The 18,802-nt window shown below is 69.3% G+C and carries 17 protein-coding genes; 10 read left to right on the forward strand and 7 right to left on the reverse strand.

Annotated elements, in window-relative coordinates:
* Nucleotides 1-57: 57 nt before the first annotated feature.
* The 3 genes from EON91_RS02165 to EON91_RS02175 form a co-directional block, all read right to left on the reverse strand.
* Nucleotides 58-1,221 (reverse strand): alpha/beta fold hydrolase, encoded by a 1,164-nt coding sequence (locus EON91_RS02165; protein WP_292091291.1) that lies wholly within the window; start codon nt 1,219-1,221, stop codon nt 58-60.
* The gene (locus EON91_RS02170; RefSeq protein ID WP_292091292.1) at nt 1,218-2,135 is read right to left on the reverse strand and encodes a methyltransferase; all 918 of its coding nucleotides are present in this window, start codon (nt 2,133-2,135) and stop codon (nt 1,218-1,220) included. Before EON91_RS02170 ends, EON91_RS02165 begins: the two co-directional genes overlap by 4 nt.
* 87 nt (nt 2,136-2,222) lie before the next feature.
* Complete coding sequence (locus EON91_RS02175) at nt 2,223-3,044, reverse strand: methyltransferase (RefSeq protein ID WP_292091293.1); 822 nt, start codon at nt 3,042-3,044, stop codon at nt 2,223-2,225.
* Between the two features lie 265 nt (nt 3,045-3,309).
* Between EON91_RS02175 and EON91_RS02180 the strand changes: the two genes are divergently transcribed.
* The gene (locus tag EON91_RS02180; RefSeq protein WP_292091294.1) at nt 3,310-3,801 is read left to right on the forward strand and encodes an Hsp20 family protein; all 492 of its coding nucleotides are present in this window, start codon (nt 3,310-3,312) and stop codon (nt 3,799-3,801) included.
* A 72-nt stretch (nt 3,802-3,873) separates the two neighbouring features.
* Here EON91_RS02180 and EON91_RS02185 read toward each other — a convergent pair whose 3' ends face one another.
* From EON91_RS02185 to gpmA, 3 genes are all read right to left on the reverse strand, one after another.
* Nucleotides 3,874-5,163: a pentapeptide repeat-containing protein gene (locus tag EON91_RS02185; RefSeq protein WP_292091296.1), complete on the reverse strand. Its 1,290-nt coding sequence runs from the start codon at nt 5,161-5,163 to the stop codon at nt 3,874-3,876.
* Nucleotides 5,164-5,305: 142 nt separating this feature from the next.
* The gene (locus EON91_RS02190; protein WP_292091297.1) at nt 5,306-5,938 is read right to left on the reverse strand and encodes a bifunctional diaminohydroxyphosphoribosylaminopyrimidine deaminase/5-amino-6-(5-phosphoribosylamino)uracil reductase RibD; all 633 of its coding nucleotides are present in this window, start codon (nt 5,936-5,938) and stop codon (nt 5,306-5,308) included.
* Nucleotides 5,935-6,648: a 2,3-diphosphoglycerate-dependent phosphoglycerate mutase gene (gpmA, locus tag EON91_RS02195; RefSeq protein ID WP_292091298.1), complete on the reverse strand. Its 714-nt coding sequence runs from the start codon at nt 6,646-6,648 to the stop codon at nt 5,935-5,937. The genes EON91_RS02190 and gpmA overlap by 4 nt, the downstream gene beginning before the upstream one ends.
* Nucleotides 6,649-6,885: 237 nt before the next feature.
* Between gpmA and EON91_RS02200 the strand changes: the two genes are divergently transcribed.
* From EON91_RS02200 to EON91_RS02210, 3 genes are all read left to right on the forward strand, one after another.
* On the forward strand, nt 6,886-8,385 hold the full coding sequence (locus EON91_RS02200; protein ID WP_292091300.1) for a phosphomannomutase/phosphoglucomutase: 1,500 nt from the start codon (nt 6,886-6,888) through the stop codon (nt 8,383-8,385).
* A 40-nt stretch (nt 8,386-8,425) separates the two neighbouring features.
* Nucleotides 8,426-9,736 (forward strand): FAD/NAD(P)-binding protein, encoded by a 1,311-nt coding sequence (locus tag EON91_RS02205; protein ID WP_292091302.1) that lies wholly within the window; start codon nt 8,426-8,428, stop codon nt 9,734-9,736.
* A gap of 109 nt (nt 9,737-9,845) precedes the next feature.
* Nucleotides 9,846-11,132: a cystathionine gamma-synthase family protein gene (locus EON91_RS02210; protein ID WP_292091303.1), complete on the forward strand. Its 1,287-nt coding sequence runs from the start codon at nt 9,846-9,848 to the stop codon at nt 11,130-11,132.
* Nucleotides 11,133-11,151: 19 nt separating this feature from the next.
* Here EON91_RS02210 and glmM read toward each other — a convergent pair whose 3' ends face one another.
* Entirely contained in the window at nt 11,152-12,501 is a 1,350-nt protein-coding gene (gene glmM, locus EON91_RS02215; protein ID WP_292091304.1) for a phosphoglucosamine mutase, read from the reverse strand.
* A 171-nt stretch (nt 12,502-12,672) separates the two neighbouring features.
* On the opposite strand from glmM, the gene glmS reads away from it, so the two are divergent.
* The 6 genes from glmS to EON91_RS02245 all read left to right on the forward strand — a co-directional run bounded on the left by glmS (nt 12,673) and on the right by EON91_RS02245 (nt 18,742).
* Nucleotides 12,673-14,487, forward strand: a complete 1,815-nt coding sequence (glmS, locus tag EON91_RS02220) for a glutamine--fructose-6-phosphate transaminase (isomerizing) (protein WP_292091305.1) — start codon at nt 12,673-12,675, stop codon at nt 14,485-14,487.
* A 244-nt stretch (nt 14,488-14,731) separates the two neighbouring features.
* Entirely contained in the window at nt 14,732-15,610 is an 879-nt protein-coding gene (gene galU / locus EON91_RS02225) for a UTP--glucose-1-phosphate uridylyltransferase GalU (protein ID WP_292091307.1), read from the forward strand.
* Nucleotides 15,611-15,612: 2 nt separating this feature from the next.
* A complete protein-coding gene (locus tag EON91_RS02230; RefSeq protein WP_292091309.1) occupies nt 15,613-16,038 on the forward strand; it encodes a GNAT family N-acetyltransferase in 426 nt (141 codons plus the stop codon).
* Nucleotides 16,039-16,226: 188 nt separating this feature from the next.
* Nucleotides 16,227-17,450, forward strand: coding sequence for an NAD-dependent epimerase/dehydratase family protein (locus EON91_RS02235; protein WP_292091311.1), 1,224 nt, complete (start codon nt 16,227-16,229; stop codon nt 17,448-17,450).
* A 34-nt stretch (nt 17,451-17,484) separates the two neighbouring features.
* Complete coding sequence (locus tag EON91_RS02240; protein ID WP_292091312.1) at nt 17,485-18,363, forward strand: SDR family NAD(P)-dependent oxidoreductase; 879 nt, start codon at nt 17,485-17,487, stop codon at nt 18,361-18,363.
* Between the two features lie 13 nt (nt 18,364-18,376).
* Complete coding sequence (locus EON91_RS02245; RefSeq protein ID WP_292091313.1) at nt 18,377-18,742, forward strand: bleomycin resistance protein; 366 nt, start codon at nt 18,377-18,379, stop codon at nt 18,740-18,742.
* Nucleotides 18,743-18,802 lie beyond the last annotated feature (60 nt).

The raw sequence follows: 18,802 nt of genomic DNA on the forward strand, positions 1-18,802 counted from the left end.
CAGCCCCCTCATCCGAGCGCCTTACAGCGCCCACCTTCTCCCCCGAGGGGAGAAGGATCAGGAGGCCTTGGTCTCTCCGGGCGGCGGCAGCAGGGCGAAGGGATCATCTTCCATCGACACCGCCGCCGCGTCTGGCGTGGCGAAAACCGCGTCAAAGGCGTTGGTGGGCGCGGGGGTGGGCGCAGGCGCGACCTCGACCGGCGCGGGCGGTTCGACCGGCGCCAGCGGCGACAGGTCCTCGGTCGGCGAGACATAGTCGGCCAAGGCCTCGAACTCGCGCAGGAAGTCGGCGCGCAATTCGTCCGTCTCCATGATGATCTCGTGCTTCGCGCCCGAAACCTCGACATAGCGGCCGCGCGGCAGGCGTTTGGCCGCCCATTTGCTGGTCTGTTTCCAGACCCGGTCGTCGTCGGCGGACTGGATCACCGTGGTGGGGATCCTGACCGATTTCAGCGCCTTGGGCTTGAGCGCCCGCTCGCCCGCGTCCAGCGCGAAGGCCAGCCAGCCCCACGTCGGGCCGCCGATGGCCAGGTGCGGACAGGCGTAAAGCTGCTGCCGCCACATCTCGTAGCGGCTGGCGTCGGACGTCAGGGCGTCCTTGTCGAAGGTGTGGTCGAAGGGATCGTCCGGGTCGTCCAGCACATAGTCGCCCGCCTTGCCGTGGCGCAGGTTCCAGCGGACCGCCAGCTTGACCGACCACATCGATCGCTTGCCGGTGCGGATGCGCAGCATCGGGCTGGACAGCAGGGCGCCCGAGAACCGGTCCTCGCCGGCTTCCAGCGACAGCAGGTTCAGGGTCGCGCCCATGGAGTGGCCGATCATGACCCAGGGCCGGGGCGCGCGTGTCTCGAACGCGTCCAGCAGCCGGGCGTAGTCGTCCAGGAATTCCTCGACCGCACGGGCGTGCCCCTTCAGCCGGTCGGGCAGCAGGCGGGCCGACAGGCCCTGTCCGCGCCAGTCGTGGGCCAGCACGCACCAGCCGCGCGCCAGCAGATTGCCGACCAGTTCGAAATATTTCTCGATCGGCTCGGTCCGGCCGGGGCTCAGCACCACCGTGCCGCGCGGCCGCGTCGCCACCAGGGCTGAGGGCGTCCAGAAGGCCGCGCGCAGCCGCAGGCCGCCGGCTCCACGGAACCACTCGCCCTGCCCGCCCGGCGGGGAAGAGGCCCCGGGAACCCCCATCAGGGGCGCCTGGGCGGCGTAGGCGGCGGCTCGGTTCACTCAGGCTTCCTGAATTTCAACGTCATGCGATCGCTCTCTCCGATCGCGTCGTATTTGGCGCGGTCGAAGGTCGGGTCGGCCGCCTGACCCGCCGGCGCCGTCAGGCGGGTCGGCGGCAGGGTTTCGACTCCGAACGGATGATCGCGGTTATCCCTTTCATTCGCGTTGATTTCCGACGCGGCGACGAAAACGAATCCGGCCTCGGCCGCCAACTGTTTGACGAAGGCTTCCTGGACATAGCCGTTGGCCGCCGCGGGATCCTGATCCTCGTCCGGTTGCAGGCGGTGCTGCTCGACGCCCAGCACGCCGCCGGGACGCAGGGCGGCATAGGCGTCGGCAAAGGCTTTTTCGGCGATGCCCGCGGCCATCCACGCGTGAATCTGGCGCATGAACAGCACCATATCCAGCGTTCCCGGCGGGGCGATCGGCCCGGTCGTGGCGCCGAAATTGCCGAACGTCATCTCGCCGTACAGCTTGCGGTTCTCGGCGAAGCGGCGGCGGAAGGCCTCGTTCAGGGCCGTCTGGGCGGGATTGGCGTTCGGGCCGCTCTCGAAACCGATGGCCAGATAAGCGCCGCCGCCCTCGTTCAGATAGGGGGCCAGGATGTCGGCGTACCAGCCGCTGCCCGGCCAGATCTCGGCCACCTTCATACCCGGACGCAGGCCCAGGAAGCGCAGCGTTTCGACCGGGTGGCGATAGGGGTCACGCGCCTTGTCCGCCGCACTGCGCCAGGCGCCCGCCACGGCCCAGTCCAGCGAGCCCTTGGGCGGGCCTTCGGGTTCGGGCGGGGCGGCCGGCTCGTCCGCCTTCTTGTCGCGGCCGCAGGCGGCCAGACCCGTGATCGCGGCCGCCGTCGCGCCCATCAGCACAGTCCGACGCGAGGCGAACGAGAGAAGCGACGAAGAACTACGCATGCACGGCCCCCGGGAAGCATTCGGCGAGCGGCCCGAACGACTCCAGCGAGGCTGGCTTAACCATGTTCCCCGCAGGCGTCAAAACCCTCACTGGCTCCCTCCGGCGGTCGCCTCCGGCTTGCGGAAGCGCAGGGTCATGCGATCACTCTCGCCGATGGCGTCCAGCGCCGCGCGTTCATCCGCCGTCAGGGTGCGTCCGTCCTGCTCCGACCGGCGAACCGGCGGCAGGCTCCACACACCGAACGGATGGTCGCGGTCGTCCCGGGCGTTGGCGTTCAGTTCACTGCGGGCGTCCAGCACGAAGCCGGCGGCCTGGCCGGCGCGGATGACATAGCTTTCGGGCACATAGCCGGTGGGCGCGGTCTCGGTGACGTTCAGGCCCTCGGCGCTGCGGTGTTGTTCGACGGCCAACACGCCGCCCGGCTTCAGCGCCGCGAAGAAGGCGGCCAGATACGGCTCGACCCGATCCGAGCGGGACCAGTTGTGGAAGGCGCGGGCCACCACGACCATGTCCGCCGTCCCCGGCTCGACGCCCATCCCCTCCAGCGGACGGTTGACGGGCACATAGCGACCGCCCGTCGCTCCGGCGTAAGGCTCCAGGATATTGCGCCACCAGCCCGCGCCGCCGGGTTCGATCTCGACGATGGTCGCGCCGGGCGTCAGCCCCCAGAAGGTCAGGGTCTCGAACGGGTGGCGATAGACGTCGCGGGCGCGGTCCGCCTCGGGTCGGGCGGTCGAGGCGATGGCGGTTTTCAGCGCCTCGTCCTCATGCAGGGCGGGCATCTCCATCGACAGGCCCTGGCGGTGGGGCAGGCTGGTCGCGGCGTCCGGCGACTGGGCCAGAGCCGGCGCGGAAAGGGCCGGCGTGGCGAGGGCGAGAAGGGCGGCGGCGAGGACGGTCGTGCGCATTGGGCGTGGCTCCGTGTGTTCCGTGCACACACCCATACGGCGCTTCGCGGCGCCGACAAGGCGGAACCGGCGGTCGGCGACGATTTCGCGCGGCGTCACGGCCACCCCTTGACGGTCGAAAACCGCCTCCCATCTGTTCATCCGAGAGCGCCGATCCCGGGCTCTTTCAGACCCGCGGGGCCCATCAGGGACCGCAAGGCCTGACCACCCACGCCGTCCGGGGAAACCGCCGGGCGGACCCCTTGCTGATCCTCAGGAGGATGACATGCGTACCTATGATTTCTCGCCGCTCTATCGCTCGGCCGTCGGTTTCGACCGGATGGCGAACCTGCTGGAGAGCGCTGCGCGCACCAGCCAGGAAAACGGCTGGCCCCCCTACAATATCGAGACCACGGGCGAGAACGCCTATCGCATCGAGATCGCCGTCGCCGGCTTCAAGCCCGACGAGCTGAACATCGAGGCGAAGGAGAACCTGCTCACCGTCACCGGCCGCAAGACCGCCAATGACGACGCCGCAGCAGCCCGCACCTTCCTGCACCGCGGCCTGGCCGAGCGCGATTTCGAGCGCCGGTTCCAGCTGGCCGACTATGTCGTGGTCGAAAAGGCGGACCTGTCGAACGGCCTGCTGACCATCGACCTGAAGCGTGAACTGCCCGAGGCGCTGAAGCCGCGCCGGATCGAGATCGGCGCCGGCCAGCCGCTGATCGAAGGCCAGGTCGACAGCAAGCCTGCCCCCAAGACCAGAAAGGCGGCGTAAGCCCTCCCCCGACCTTCAAGGTCCTCCATCCCCGATCGACTGGGGCGGCGTTCGCGCCGCCCCTTTTTCGTGTCAGCCCTGGGTCGCCTCGCGGACCCAGCCGCCCTGCGCGTCCAGACCCTTGATCGCGGTCAGGTTGGCGCCGGACAGGTCGGTCAGCTTGGTCTGGGCCCCGTGCAGCAGGGTGCGCGCCAGATCGGCGCCCCGGAACGACGCCCGACGCAGATCCGCCCCCGACAGGTCCGCTGCACGAAGGCAGGCGTCCGACAGATCCGCCGGCAACAGACGATCCGGCCCCAGCATCAGCGGCCCCAGTTGCGCCTCGCGCAGATCGGCGCCGTTCAGTCGCGCCCCGGTCAGTCGCGCCCCGCGCAGGTCGGCACGCCGCAGATTGGCCGAGCGCAGGTCCGCCCCCTGAAGCTGGGCGCCCTGCAACTGCACCCCCTGCATATCCAGGCCATAGAAGACCGCGCCCTTGGCCGACAGGGCCGTCAGGTTCAGTCCGGTGATCGATTTCAGCGGGCGCAGGTCGACCTTGTCGAACACCGAGGGCTGGCCCTTGGCCCCGCCCGTCTCGCACCACAGGGCGTGTTCACGCAGCATCTCGGCAGCGGGCATCCGTTCAACGGGCGAGCCGGCGGGCCGGTCGTCGGTCAGGGCGCCCTCCATCCTGGCCCCGTCGGTCCGCCACATGGCGGCCTTGACCCCCACCAGCACCGCGTCGCGCAGGTCGGCGCCGGACAGATCAGCCCCGGACAAGTCGGCCCCGGCCAGGTCCGCGCCGCGGAAACTGGCCTGTTTCAGGTTGGCGCGCACCAGTTTGCAGTCGCGCATCACCGCATCGGTGAAATCGGCGGCCTGGGCGATCACGCCGGTCAGTTTCGACCGTTCCAGATTGGCCCCGACGAGGGAGGCGCCGCGCGCCTCGGTCGCGTCGCGGTTCTGGGCCTCGACCAGACGGAAGCCGATCTTGCGGTCGGCGGCGGCGATGGCCCCCTCGCGCAGGTCGGCCTCGAACAGGTCGGCGCCCGACAGATCCGCGCCGCGCAGGCAGGCGCCGCGCAGGTCCGCCCGGCGCAGGCTGGCCTCGACCAGAATGATGTCCTGCATGTCCGCGCCGAAGAAGGCGGCGTTGTCCAGCTTGGCCCGGCTCAGGTCGCAGCCGATCATGCAGGCGGCGGAAAAATCGGCGTCGGTCAGGTTGCGGCCGCGCAGGTCCAGGCCGGTCAGGTCCATCCACGCGAAAACCGCCCGCGCGCCCCCCGGCTTGGCCTGCCACAGCCGGTCGTGCCGGGCGCAGATGGCGTCCAGCTCGGCCTGCGTCAGGCGCTTGCGTTCGACGGCTGCGGGTTCGGCGCTCATCGGGCCAGCCTTAACCATGCCGGATTAAGAATGGTTTTAAAAAACAGGCGTTTCGGGAGGCGAGGCCACGGCCCCCTCCCCACAGACAGGGAGGAGCAGGCGCGCTCAGGCAGCGAGCGACCGCGTCGCGAGCGTTAGCGCCCTAAAGACTCAAAAGCCCCTGCTCGGCCAGCGCATCCGCCAGATCGCCCGCCGGGGTCCAGACGCGGGTGTAGCCGGCCTCGCCCAGACGTTTCAGCTCGGTCACCAGATCGGCCTTGGGCGAGGCGACGAAGCGGGCGTCGAACCCGGCGCCGTCCTCGCTGATCCGCACCATGGGACGGCCGGTCTCCAGCCTGTGCAGGAAGCCCTCGCACAGGACGGCGGCCTCGTCGCCCAGCAGGCCCGTCTCGACCTGCAGTCCCGACTGGCGCAACCGCTCGGTGCCCCGGCCCGAGGCGAAGGGCGACGGGTCCAGCGCTGCGATCACCACCCGGCTGATCCCTGCCTCGCCCAGGAAATGGGCGCAGGATTTGCGGCCCGACGACCGGGCGCCGCACGGCTCCAGCGTGACATAGGCGGTGGCGCCACGCGCAGCTTCGCCGGCCGCCGGAACGGCCTGTTCTTCGGCGTGGGGGCGCCCGCCCGGCGCGGTCGCGGCCTCGGCCAGCAGCACGCCGTCCTTGGCGATCACGCAGCCGACCGCCGGATTGGGCCAGGTCTCGCCCATCCGGGCCAGCGCCAGTTCGACCGCGCGGGCCATGAAGCGGCGGTCGTCGTCGGAATAGTTGCTCATCGGATCGCCGGCAGGGGCTGGGCCCGCCCCTCGTCCAGATATTTCGCCGCGACCGGCTTCAGTGCGGCGTCCAGATCGATCTCCAGCGGATTGCCGGTCGGGATCTCGACGCCGACGATCTGGTCGTCCGGCACGGCGAACAGGTGTTTGACGATGGCCCGCAGCGAATTGCCGTGGGCCGCGATCAGCACATCCTGCCCCGCCTTCAGGCGCGGCGCGATCGCCTCGTCCCAATAGGGCAGCACCCGGTCCAGCGTGGTCTTCAGGCTTTCGGTGTCCGGGATCGCCTTGCCGGCGTAGCGGGGGTCGGCGTGGAAATCGAACTCGCCACCGGCGGCCAGCGGCGGCGGCGGCACGTCATAGCTGCGGCGCCAGACCTTGACCTGATCCTCGCCGTGTTTCGCCGCCGTCTCGGCCTTGTCCAGCCCGGTCAGGCCGCCATAGTGCCGCTCGTTCAGGCGCCAGTCCTCGACCACCGGCACATCTTTCAGGCCCGCAGCGTCCAGCGCCAGCGCGCCCGTGCGCTGCGCCCGCGTCAGGACCGAGGTGAACATCACCGCCGGATGGAAACCCGCCGCCGCGATCAGTTCGCCGCCGCGCCGGGCCTGGGCCTCGCCCTCGGCCGTCAGGTCCACATCGACCCAGCCGGTGAAGCGGTTCTCGAGGTTCCACTGGCTCTGGCCATGGCGAAGCAGGATCAGGCGCGGCATCGAAGTCTCCGGTTACGTAAGTTACGGGGTAGGCCGCGCCGTCGGGGTCGGTCAAGATTCGCCCGGTTCAACACCCGCACCCATAACGGCGTTCAGGCGTTGGTTGTCGGTCCCGGCCCACCCGGATAGACTCCCCTTCTCATGTCGGACCGCCTCTTCTTTTCGCTGGCCCTGATCGCCTTTGTGGCGATGACGGCGCTGGCCCTGGTCTGGCCCTAAGCACGTTCAGGACGCCTCATGACGACGCCGCGCACGGACATCCGCCCCAATACGGCGGAGTACGAGACCCTCCCGCTCGTGAAGCCGACCGGCTTCCGCGAATATGACGCGCGCTGGATCCTGGAGAAGGAAATCAACCTGCTGGGCATTCAGGCGCTGGGCCTGGGTCTGGCGACCTATGTCCACGAGATCGGCCAGACCCCGCGCATCGTCGTCGGCCACGACTACCGGTCCTATTCGATGACCGTGAAACACGCCCTGATCCTGGGCCTGCTGGAAGGCGGGATGGAGGTTCTGGACGTCGGCCTGGCCCTGTCGCCGATGGCCTATTACGCCCAGTTTGCGCTGGACGCTCCCTGCGTCGCCATGGTCACCGCCAGCCATAACGAGAACGGCTGGACCGGGGTCAAGATGGGCGCCAACCCACCCCTGACTTTCGGTCCCGACGAGATCGGCCGCCTGAAGGAGATCGTGCTGGGCGACCAGGGCGTGAGCCGCCCCGGCGGCCGTCTGGAGCGGATCGAGGGCTTCCGCGACCGCTACATCGCCGATGTGGCGTCCAAGGTGAAGCTGTCCCGTCCGCTACGGGTCGTCGCCGCCTGCGGCAACGGCACCGCCGGCGCCTTCGCCCCCGCCGCGCTGCGGGCCATGGGCGCCGAGGTGATCGAGATGGACACCGAGCTGGACTTCACCTTCCCCAAATACAATCCGAACCCGGAAGATCACGCCATGCTGGTGCAGATGGCGGCCAAGGTGCGCGAGACCGGCGCCGACCTGGCCCTGGGCTTTGACGGCGACGGCGACCGCTGCGGGGTGGTCGACAACACGGGCGAGGAGATTTTCGCCGACAAGATCGGCCTGATGCTGGCCCGCGACCTGTCGGCCAGCCATCCCAACGCGACCTTCGTCGTCGATGTGAAGTCGACCGGCCTGTACAAGACCGACGAGGTGCTGAAGGCGAACGGCGCGACCACCGTCTACTGGAAGACCGGCCACTCCTATATCAAGCGCAAGACCGCCGAGATCGGCGCCCTGGCCGGGTTCGAGAAGTCGGGCCACTTCTTCATGGCCGGCGACCTGGGCCATGGCTATGACGACGGACTGGTCGCGGCCGGCGCCGTGCTGGCCATGCTGGACCGCAATCCGGGCAAGAGCCTCAGCGAGCTGAAGGCCGCCCTGCCCGACGCCTGGACCAGCCTGACCATGTCGCCCCACTGCGACGACGAGCTGAAATACGACGTGCTGGCGAAGATCGTGAAGGAATACGAGGACCTGGCCGCGTCCGGCGGCTCGATTCTGGGTCGCAGGATCGTCGAGGCGATCACTGTCAACGGCGTGCGCGTGCATCTGGAAGACGGAAGCTGGGTGCTGGTCCGCGCCTCGTCGAACAAGCCCGAACTGGTGGTGGTGGTCGAAAGCATGCGTTCGGAAGACGACATGCGCGCCCTGTTCCGCGAGGAGGTGAAGCCCCGCCTCGCCGCCCACCCCGAGGTCGGCGCGTTCAACCAGGAGATCTGACGGCATTTGACCCGGCGCGGTCTTCGGGCGAGGAACGGCCATGGTCGAGTCTTCGCGAGAGCCCATCGTCATTGTCGGGGCCGGTTTTTCCGGATCCATGCTGGCGGCGCGGCTGGCCGAGGCGGGCCTGCCCTCCGTCCTGATCGGCCGCACCGATGATTTCGGTCTGGGCGTCGCCTATTCCACGCCGTTCGCGGGCCATCTGCTGAACGTTCGTTCGAACCGGATGAGCGCTATCGAAGGGCGGCCCAATGACTTCGTCGACTGGCTGACGGTCCACCACCCCGACCTGGCCGACCCCGAGGATTTCGCCCCGCGCCAGATCTATGGCCGCTATGTGCAGGACCGGCTGGCGGGCGCCGAGGCGGCCCATCCCGGCCTGATCGAACGGGTCGTGGGTCAGGTCGCGACCATCAAGGCGCACGGCGTGCGTCTGGCCGACGGCCGCCGCATCGCGGGCCGCGCCGTCGTCCTGGCCACCGGCAATCCGGCGCCGAAGACCGCCGAACCGGGCGCCGGCGAGCGCATCATTCCCGATCCCTGGGCGCCCGGCGCGCTGGAACGGATCGGCATGGACGACGACGTGCTGATCGTCGGCACGGGCCTGACCATGGTCGACATGGCGCAGGCGTTGACCGCGCGCGGCTGGCGCGGCCGGGCATTGGCCCTGTCGCGTCGTGGCCTGCTGCCCCGCGCCCATCGTCAGCACCCGGATCATCCCGCGACCCTGCCGCCCGAGGCGACCACCGGCCCGGCGTCCCGCCGTCTGGCCGCCGCCCGCCGTCTGGCCGCCGAAACCGGCTGGCGCGAGGTGATGGACGCCTATCGCCCGATCACCGCCGACCTGTGGCGCGAGACCGACAGCGGCCAGCGCGCCCGACTGGTGCGTCATCTGCGCCCGTGGTGGGACGTGCACCGCCACCGCATCGCCGACCGTATCGCCCAGGCGCTGGATCAGCTGAAACAGGACGGTCGCCTGATCGTCCATGCGGGCCGTGTGCGCTGCGTGACGGCCGACGCGGCGGGCGTGATCGTCGACTGGACCCCGCGCGCCGGCGCCGCCCAGCCGCCGCTGCGCGCCGCCTGGCTGCTGGACTGCACCGGTCCCGGCCACGACGCCGCCCGCGATCCCCTGACCGGGCCGCTGATCGCCGATGGTCGCGCGCGGCTGGATCCCCTGCGTCTCGGCCTTGATCTCGATGCGACCGGCCGCGTCCTGAACGCCGACGGCGCGCCCGATCCGGCCCTGTTCGTGCTGGGGCCGCCCGCGCGCGCCGCTTTCTGGGAGACCATCGCCGTCCCCGACATCCGCAAGCGGATCGAGGACGTGGTTCAGGCGCTGACGCCCTGATCGCTCGACGGTGAAAAGTTCTCCCACGCCGGGCAATGCGCGATTCTGGCGTTCGCTGGCGCGTCCTTCCGGGGTCGGCTATCACGCCTGACGGAGAGGAAACAAAACAATGAACCGTCACCGCACCCGCGTGCTGGGCGACCGCACGCTCGCGCCCGAAACCCTGATGATGGGCTATGGCTATGACCCGGCCCTGTCGGAAGGCGCGATCAAGGCCCCGCTGTTCCAGGCGTCCACCTTCGTCTTCAAGTCGGCCGAGGACGGCAAGCGCTTCTTCGAGGTCGCCTACGGCCTGCGCCAGCGCGACCCGGACGAGGCGCTGGGCCTGATCTATTCGCGGATCAACAACCCGAACCTCGAGATTCTGGAAGATCGTCTGGCCGTCTGGGACAAGGCGGACAAGGCGCTGGTCTTCTCCAGCGGCATGGCCGCCATCTCGACCGCCATGCTGGCGCTGGTGCGGCCGGGCGACGTGATCCTGTACACGGCCCCCGCATACGGCGGGACCGAATATCTGTTCGACCGCATCCTGCCCCGCTATGGCGTCAAGGCGATCAGCATCCCCGCGACCGAGGGCGCCGACGCGCTGGACGCCGCCATGATCGACGCGGCCCGTCAGGCGAGGGCGACCGGCGGGCGTCTGGCCGCCGTCTATCTGGAGACCCCCGCCAATCCGACCAATCAACTGGTCGACATCGCCCGCGCCGTGGCGGGGGCGAAAGCCATCGACCAGGCCGAGCGCCCGATCGTCGCCGTCGACAACACCTTCCTGGGACCGCTGTGGCAGAGCCCGCTGGAGCTGGGCGCGGACCTGGTGCTGTATTCTCTGACCAAATACGTCGGCGGCCATTCGGACCTGATCGCGGGCGGCTGCATGGGCGGCGCCGACATCATGGCGCGGGTGGGCGAGATGCGGACCATCTGCGGCACGACCACCGACCCGCACACCGCCTGGCTGCTGCTGCGCAGTCTGGAGACGCTGCACATCCGCATGGAGCGGGCGCAGCAGAACGCCATGGTTCTGGCCGAGCGCCTGCGCGCCGATCCGCGCGTGAACGAGGTGCTGACCGCCGGCGGCCCGGACGCCTCGCCCGAGCAGCAGGCCATCTTCGACAGCCAGTGCCGGGGCATGGGCTCGACCTTCGCCCTGCGCCTGCCGGGCGGCGAGGCCGAGGCTTTCCGCATGCTGAACGCCCTGACCCTGTTCAAGCTGGCCGTCAGCCTGGGCGGCGCCGAGAGCCTGGCCTCGCACCCGTCCAGCATGACCCACTCGGACTATACGGCCGAGGCCAAGCAGCGCAGCGGCATCGGCGACAACCTGGTGCGGCTGTCGGTCGGCATCGAGAATGTCGAGGATCTGTGGGCCGACCTGCAACAGGCCCTGGCCGCGATCTAAGGCCGGATGCGGCGGGCGATCAGCCCGCCGCCTTCACCGCCGCGGCCACATCGGCGACGACGCGCTTGACCAGCGCCTCGTCGTCGCCCTCGGCCATGACGCGGATCAGCTTTTCCGTGCCGGACGGCCGCACCAGCAGGCGGCCGGCGCCGTTCAGCGCACCCTCGGCCTCGGCGATCGCGGCCTTGACCCCGGCGTCGTCCAGCGGCTTTCCGGCGGAGTAGCGGACGTTCTGGAGCAGTTGCGGCACGGGCTCGAACTGGCGGGCCAGCTCGCTCATCGGGCGGCCGCTTTCGACCAGGACGGCCAGCACCTGCAACGCCGCCATAAGGCCATCGCCCGTGGTGGCGTGGTCCTTCAGGATGATGTGGCCCGACTGCTCGCCGCCGATGTTGAAACCGCCCGACTGCATCCGCTCCATGACATAGCGGTCGCCGACCTTGGTCCGCTCCAGCGTCAGGCCCTCGGCCTTCAGACGCCGCTCCAGCCCCAGGTTGGACATGACAGTGGCGACCACGCCGCCGCCCGCCAGCCGCCCGCGCTTGGCCCAGTCCAGCCCGACCAGAGCCATGATCTGATCGCCATCGACCACATTGCCCTTCTCGTCGCAGATGATGACCCGGTCGGCGTCGCCGTCCAGGGCGATGCCGATGTCGCAGCGATAGCGTTTCACCGCCTCGGACACCGTGCCCGGATGGGTCGATCCGCAGTCCGCGTTGATGTTCAGGCCGTTCGGCTCGACCCCTACGGGGAACACCTCAGCCCCCAGTTCGTACAGGGTCGTCGGGGCCACGCGATAGCCGGCGCCGTTGGCGCAGTCGACGGCGATGCGCAGGCCCTTGAGGCTGAGCCGCTTGGGGAAGGCGGACTTGGCGATCTCGATATAACGCGGCGGGGCGTCGTCGATGCGCTTGACCCGGCCCAGACGGTCCGACGGCGCCAGGCCGTCGCCCAGCCCCTCGTCCATCATCGCCTCGATCTTCAGCTCAATCTCGTCCGACAGCTTGTAGCCGTCCGGCCCGAACAGCTTGATCCCGTTGTCGGCGTAGTCGTTGTGCGAGGCCGAGATCATGATCCCCAGATCCGCGCGCATCGAGCGGGTCATCATCGCCACGCCCGGCGTCGGCAACGGCCCGAAAGTGCGCACATCCATGCCCACACTGGCCAGGCCCGCGACCAGCGCCGGCTCGATCGTATAGCCCGACAGCCGGGTGTCCTTGCCGATCACGACCAGATGGCGACGGTCGTCGTCGGTGCGGAACAGCTTGCCCGCCGCCAGGCCGACGCGCAGGGCGACCTCGGCCGTCATCGGATGGGTGTTGGCGCGGCCGCGAATGCCGTCGGTGCCGAAGTATTTTCTTTCGCCCACGGCGTCGTCCCTTGCGTTTCGGGGCCGAAAGAAACCTTCCGAAACCCTTTTTTGGATGGCGCCGGTCCAATCATCCCCTAGATGCGAACCGGGCGGAACGGACCGGCTTAAACTGTCCGGCGTCGTCGCGCAAAGCGACGCCGTCCCGATCGAAAGCGTGGAGCGACCATCATGTGCGGCATCATCGGCGTCACCGGCACGGGCCCGGCCGTTCCCCGCGTCATCGACAGCCTGAAGCGGCTGGAATACCGCGGCTACGATTCCGCCGGGGTCGCCGCCATCGTCGGCGGCGCCATCGAACGCCGCCGCGCCAAGGGCAAGATCCGCGAGCTGGAGGCCGTGCTGGCGGCCGAACCCCTGTCGTCGACCATCGCCATCGGCCACACCCGCTGGGCCACCCACGGCGCGCCGTCCGTGCCCAACGCCCACCCGCACAAGGCGGGCCGGGTCTGCCTGGTCCACAACGGCATCATCGAGAATTTCGCCGAACTGAAGGCAGAACTGCAGGCCGAGGGCCGCGTATTCGAAAGCCAGACCGACACCGAGGTCGTGGCCCATCTGCTGGACCACAACCTGGCCAATGGCGCCGAGCCTCTGGCCGCTTTCAAGGCCACGCTGGACCGGCTGACCGGCGCCTATGCCCTGGCGGTGCTGATCGAGGGCGAGGACGAGCTGATCCTGGGCGCCCGGCGCGGCAGCCCGCTGGTCGTCGGCTGGGGCGAGGGCGAGATGTATCTGGGCTCTGACGCCCTGGCGGTCGGCCCCTTCACGCAGAAGATCAGCTATCTGGAAGAAGGCGACTATGTCGCCATGACGCGCTCGGGCGCGCGCATGTTCGACGCCTCGGGCGCCGCCGTGGAGCGCGAGATCGTCCAGGTCTCGGCCTCGTCGGCCATGGTCGAAAAGGGCGCCTATCGCCACTTCATGGAGAAGGAAATCCATGAACAGCCCGACAGCGTCCAGCACACCCTGTCCGAATACCTCGACCTGGTGACCGGCAAGGCCAAGGTCCAGGCCGTCGATTTCGCCGCCGTGGACCGGTTGCAGATCGTCGCCTGCGGCACCGCCTTCTACGCCGGTCAGATCGGCAAATACGCGTTTGAAAAACTGGCCGGCCTGCCCTGCGACGTCGAGATCGCGTCCGAGTTCCGCTATCGCTCCCCCGCCCTGACGCCGGGCACCATCGCCGTGGCCGTCAGCCAGTCGGGCGAGACCGCCGACACCCTGGCCAGCCTGACCTGGTGCAAGGCGCAGGGCCTGAAAACCGCCGCCGTGGTCAACGTCCACTCGTCCTCCATGGCGCGCGAGGCCGAAATCCTGTGGCCGACCCATGCCGGCCCGGAAATCGGCGTCGCCTCGACCAAGGCCTTCACCGCCCAGGTCTCGGCCCTGCTGGCGCTGGCCGTCGCGGCGGGCGTCGCGCGCGGCCGGATCGACGCGGTGCGCGAAGCCGAACTGGTCAAGGCCCTGTTCGAGGCCCCGCGCCTGATCGCCGAGGCGGTGCAGATGGACGTCCAGATCAAGGCCGTGGCCCATGACCTGGCCAGGGCGACCGACGTGCTGTTCCTGGGCCGGGGCGCCATGTTCCCCCTGGCCATGGAAGGCGCGCTGAAGCTGAAGGAGATCAGCTATATCCACGCCGAGGGCTATGCCGCCGGTGAACTGAAGCACGGTCCCATCGCCCTGATCGACGAGGAGACGCCGACCATCGCGCTCGCCCCCCTCGACGACGTCTATGAAAAGACCGCCTCGAACCTGCAGGAGGTCGCCGCGCGCGGCGGCCCGGTGATCATGATCGCCCCGGCCAAGGCCCCGGCCCCGCACGGCGCGGGCATCCGCCGCGTCGACGCCCCCGACTGCCACCCGCTGATCGCGCCGCTGGTCTATGCCGTGCCGGTGCAGCTGCTGGCCTATTACACCGCCGTGCAAAAAGGCACCGACGTCGACCAGCCCCGCAACTTGGCCAAGTCGGTGACGGTGGAGTGATCTGAACCCTTCTCCCCTTGCGGGAGAAGGTGGCTTGCGAAGCAAGACGGATGAGGGGTTGCGAGACGTTTGAGATGGGCTTCCGTCTGGCGGTGGCGAGACCCCTCATCCGAGCGCCTTCGGCGCCCACCTTCTCCCACAAGGGGAGAAGGAAGAGATCGAGCGAAACTCCTGCGGCGTGAGCGCGTTGGTCGGCTCTTGCGTTTGCGCTATGACGCATAACCTTGGCTGTTCAGGACGACCGATGTCTCATTCCCCCGCCCGCCTTCGCAAGGCGGTCCTGCCTGTCGCCGGTCTGGGCACGCGCGTGCTGCCCGGCACCAAGACCACGCCGAAGGAACTGCTGAACGTCGTCGACCGGCCGATCCTGTCCTACATCGTCGAAGAGGCGCGCGAGGCGGGGATCGAGCACATCGTCTTCGTCACCGGCCGCGCCAAACAGGCGATCGAGGACTATTTCGATCACCAGATCGAGCTGGAGGCCCAGCTGGCGGCCAAGGGCAAGACCGAGATCCTGCAGATCATGAACGCCGAACTGGCCCAGGCCGGCGAGATGAGCTTCACCCGCCAGATGCAGCCCAAGGGGCTGGGCCACGCCGTCTGGTGCGCCCGCGACATCATCGGCCACGAGCCGTTCGCCGTCATCCTGCCCGACGTGATCGTGGATTCGCAGCCGGGCGCCCTGAAACAGCTGGCCGACATCTATGCCGAGGTCGGCGGCAACGTCATCGGCGTCGAGGCCGTGCCCGAGGCCGACACCCACAAATACGGCATCATCGACCCCTCGTCGCAGGACGGCCGCCGCTTCGCCATGAAGGGGATGGTCGAAAAGCCCGCCCAGGGCACGGCCCCGTCGAACATGTCGATCTCGGGCCGCTACATCCTGCAGCCGGAAATCTTCGATCTGCTGGAGACGCAGGAACGCGGCGCCGGCGGCGAGATCCAGCTGACCGACGCCATGGCCCGGCTGATGCAGAGCCAGAGCTTCACCGCCTATGAATACGAGGGCGTGACCCACGACTGCGGCGACAAGATCGGCCTGCTGCGCGCCAACGTCGCCCTGGCGCTGAAGCGCCCCGACCTGGGCGACGCCGCCCGCAAGGCGATCGAGGCGCTGCTTTAGTCATGATCCGGCCCATCGCACCCGCCGACGCGCCCGCCCTGCTGGGCGTCTGGCGCCGCGCGGTCGAGGCGACGCACCATTTCCTGTCCCCCGCGGAGATCGACGGCATCGAACCGGACGTGGCGGCTTATCTGGCAAGCGGCCAGGGCCTGTGGACGCTGGAGGCCGAGGGGCGGCCAGTCGGCTTCCTGGGGCTGGACGGCGACGAGCTGGCGGCCCTGTTCGTCGATCCGGACGCGCACCGCCGGGGTTATGGCCGCGCCCTGACCCTGTACGCCCTCGCCCACGGCGCCGCGCGGTTGAAGGTCAACGAGGGCAACCCGGGCGCCCGCGCCTTCTACGAACGCATGGGTTTCGTCGCCGTCGGCCGAGCCGAGACCGACGACGCCGGACGCCCCTGGCCGCTGGTGCTGATGGCCCTGCCCTGACGCCTGCGCCCGCGTTCGACGCAGCCGACCGCTAACCTGCGCGTCATGGTTCTCCAATTTCAGACTTTTCAGACGGTTCAGACCCTGTTTTTTGGTCGGGATCTGGAACGACACGCCTCACCACCACGCTTTCGTCCCTTCTCGCCATCGGTTAGCAAGAAGCCACAGACGAATACGAAGGTTCGACCATGCGCGTGATGATTCTGGGCGGCGACGGCTTCTGCGGCTGGCCCACGGCCCTGCACCTGTCGGCGCGCGGCTGGGACGTGCTGATCGTCGACAACCTCAGCCGCCGCAACATCGACAACGAGCTGGAGGTCCAGTCCCTGACTCCCATCCGCACCATGGGCGAGCGCATCGCCGCGTGGAATGAGATCAGCGGCAAGACTATCGAATTCCAGAACATCACGGTCGGCAAGGAATTCGACCGCCTGGTCGCCCTGATCCGCGATTGGGCGCCGGACAGCGTCGTCCACTTCGCCGAACAGCGGGCCGCTCCCTATTCGATGAAGTCGGCGCGGCACAAGCTGTACACCGTCGACAACAATCTGAACGCCACCAACCACCTGCTCGCCGCCATCGTCGAGAGCGGGCGGGACGTGCATCTGGCGCACCTGGGGACCATGGGCGTCTATGGCTATACGACCGCTGGCCTGCGCATCCCCGAGGGCTATCTGAAGGTCACGGTGGACACCGACTTCGGTCCGACCGAGCAGGAGATCCTGTTCCCGCCGAACCCGGGGTCGATCTATCACATGACCAAGACCCAGGACGCCCTGCTGTTCCAGTTCTACGCCAGGAACGACGGCCTGCGGATCACCGACCTGCACCAGGGCATCGTCTGGGGCGCCCAGACCGAAGAGACCCGTCAGGACGAGCGACTGATCAACCGCTTCGACTATGACGGCGACTACGGCACCGTCCTGAACCGCTTCCTGATGCAGGGCGCGCTTGGCTATCCGCTGACGGTGCATGGCTCGGGCGGCCAGACGCGGGCCTTCATCCACATTCAGGACACGGTGCGCTGTGTCGAGCTGGCGCTGAACAACCCGCCGAAATCGGGCGACCGGGTCAAGATCCTGAACCAGATGACCGAGAGCCGCCGCGTCCGCGACCTGGCCGCCATGGTCGCCGCCATGACGGGAGCCGAGGTCCACAACGTCGCCAATCCGCGTCAGGAGGCGGACGAGAACGACCTGGTCGTCGCCAACGACCAGTTCCGCGAGCTGGGTCTGAAGCCGATCACCTTGGCCGAGGGCCTGATGGCCGACGTCACCGACATCGCCCGTCGCTACGCCGACCGCGCCGACCGGTCCAAGATCCCCTGCGTCTCCAGCTGGAACGGCGAGCGGGCCGAGGCGCTGCAATCGCAGGCCGCGGTGAAGGCCGCCCCACAAGCCGGAGCCGCCTGAGGTCTTGCCCGACATCCCCGCTCCCGCAGACACGATGACCGACCTCGCGCGCCGCCCCGCCCTGCTGGTGTTCGGCGGCGGCTGGTTGGGGCGGGCGGCGGCCCGCGATGCCGTGCGTCGGGGCGGACGCGCCGTGCTGACCTCGCGCGACGCCGAACGCCGGGCGGCGTTGATCGCCGAGGGCTTCGGCGCCGTCGATCCCGCCGATACGACCGCGCTCAAGGCCGCCGTCGCCGCCGCCACGGCCATCCTGGTCACCGCCCCGCCGGACGCCAACGGCTGCCCCGGCGCGCGGGCCCTCCTGCCGGCGCTGGGCGGCGACGTCTGGCCCGACTGGATCGGCTATGTCTCGTCCACCGCCGTCTACGGCGACCGCGACGGCGGCTGGGCCTTCGAGGATGACGCCCTGAACGCCGCGACGTTGGAGGGCGCGCGCCGGGTCAAGGCTGAGCAGGACTGGCTGGACGCCGGGCGCGGCATGGGTCTGACGGTCCAGCTGTTCCGCCTGCCCGCCCTCTATGGCCCCGGCCGCTCGGCGCTGGAGCGCCTGTGGGACGGCACGGCGCGGATCGTGCGCAAGCCGGGCCAGGTGTTCAACCGCATCCACGTCGACGACGCCGTGGCCGGTTTCTTCGCCTCCATGGCGCGCCCGCATCCGGGCCGGGCCTACACCCTGGCCGACGACGAACCCGCCCCGGCCGACGCCGTCATCGAATGGGCCGCCGCGCGCCTGGGTCTGCCGCGCCCGGCAGAGATCGATCTGGACGAGCCGTCGGTGTCCGACGCCATGCGCCGCTTCTATCGCGACTCCAAACGCCTCTCGAACGCCCGCGCCAAGGCCGAACTGGGCTGGCGCCCGCGCTATCCCGGCTACCGCGAGGGGCTGGAGGCGATCATGGACGCCCGGACCTGAGCGGAGACCGCCGATGACCGACCACGCCACGCCCAACCTGCCGTCCCGGGATTTCGACCGGACCGAGGCCTTCTATGCGGCGCTGGGGTTCGAGCGGACCTGGCGTGACCACGGCTGGATGATCCTGAAGCGCGGCGGGCTGGCGCTGGAGTTCTTTCCCTTTCCCGACCTGGATCCGGCCACCAGCTCGTTCGGCTGCTGCCTGCGGCTGGATGACCTGGACGCCTTCTACACCGCCTGCGAGGCCGCCGGGATCAGGGAAGGCGCGGCCCAGCCGCCCCGCCTGCACCGCCCAACGCTGACGCCGTCCGGCCTGCGCATCGGCGGCCTGATCGACCCCGACGGGACCTTGCTTCGGCTGGTGCAAAACCCGGCCTGAACGCACAGCGCGCCCGTGAAGCGCTCAAGCAGCGAGCGACCGCGTCGCTCGCGTTAGCGC

The sequence above is a fragment of the Brevundimonas sp. genome (assembly GCF_004210735.1).
Lineage (GTDB): Bacteria > Pseudomonadota > Alphaproteobacteria > Caulobacterales > Caulobacteraceae > Brevundimonas.

Coding starts and splice junctions, on each gene's coding strand:
- EON91_RS02170 (WP_292091292.1), bottom strand. CDS start 2,135: ATGCGTAGTTCTTCGTCGCTTCTCTCGTTCGCCTCGCGTCGGACTGTG.
- EON91_RS02175 (WP_292091293.1), bottom strand. CDS start 3,044: ATGCGCACGACCGTCCTCGCCGCCGCCCTTCTCGCCCTCGCCACGCCG.
- EON91_RS02180 (WP_292091294.1), top strand. CDS start 3,310: ATGCGTACCTATGATTTCTCGCCGCTCTATCGCTCGGCCGTCGGTTTC.
- EON91_RS02185 (WP_292091296.1), bottom strand. CDS start 5,163: ATGAGCGCCGAACCCGCAGCCGTCGAACGCAAGCGCCTGACGCAGGCC.
- EON91_RS02190 (WP_292091297.1), bottom strand. CDS start 5,938: ATGAGCAACTATTCCGACGACGACCGCCGCTTCATGGCCCGCGCGGTC.
- gpmA (WP_292091298.1), bottom strand. CDS start 6,648: ATGCCGCGCCTGATCCTGCTTCGCCATGGCCAGAGCCAGTGGAACCTC.
- EON91_RS02200 (WP_292091300.1), top strand. CDS start 6,886: ATGACGACGCCGCGCACGGACATCCGCCCCAATACGGCGGAGTACGAG.
- EON91_RS02205 (WP_292091302.1), top strand. CDS start 8,426: ATGGTCGAGTCTTCGCGAGAGCCCATCGTCATTGTCGGGGCCGGTTTT.
- EON91_RS02210 (WP_292091303.1), top strand. CDS start 9,846: ATGAACCGTCACCGCACCCGCGTGCTGGGCGACCGCACGCTCGCGCCC.
- glmS (WP_292091305.1), top strand. CDS start 12,673: ATGTGCGGCATCATCGGCGTCACCGGCACGGGCCCGGCCGTTCCCCGC.
- galU (WP_292091307.1), top strand. CDS start 14,732: ATGTCTCATTCCCCCGCCCGCCTTCGCAAGGCGGTCCTGCCTGTCGCC.
- EON91_RS02230 (WP_292091309.1), top strand. CDS start 15,613: ATGATCCGGCCCATCGCACCCGCCGACGCGCCCGCCCTGCTGGGCGTC.
- EON91_RS02235 (WP_292091311.1), top strand. CDS start 16,227: ATGCGCGTGATGATTCTGGGCGGCGACGGCTTCTGCGGCTGGCCCACG.
- EON91_RS02240 (WP_292091312.1), top strand. CDS start 17,485: ATGACCGACCTCGCGCGCCGCCCCGCCCTGCTGGTGTTCGGCGGCGGC.
- EON91_RS02245 (WP_292091313.1), top strand. CDS start 18,377: ATGACCGACCACGCCACGCCCAACCTGCCGTCCCGGGATTTCGACCGG.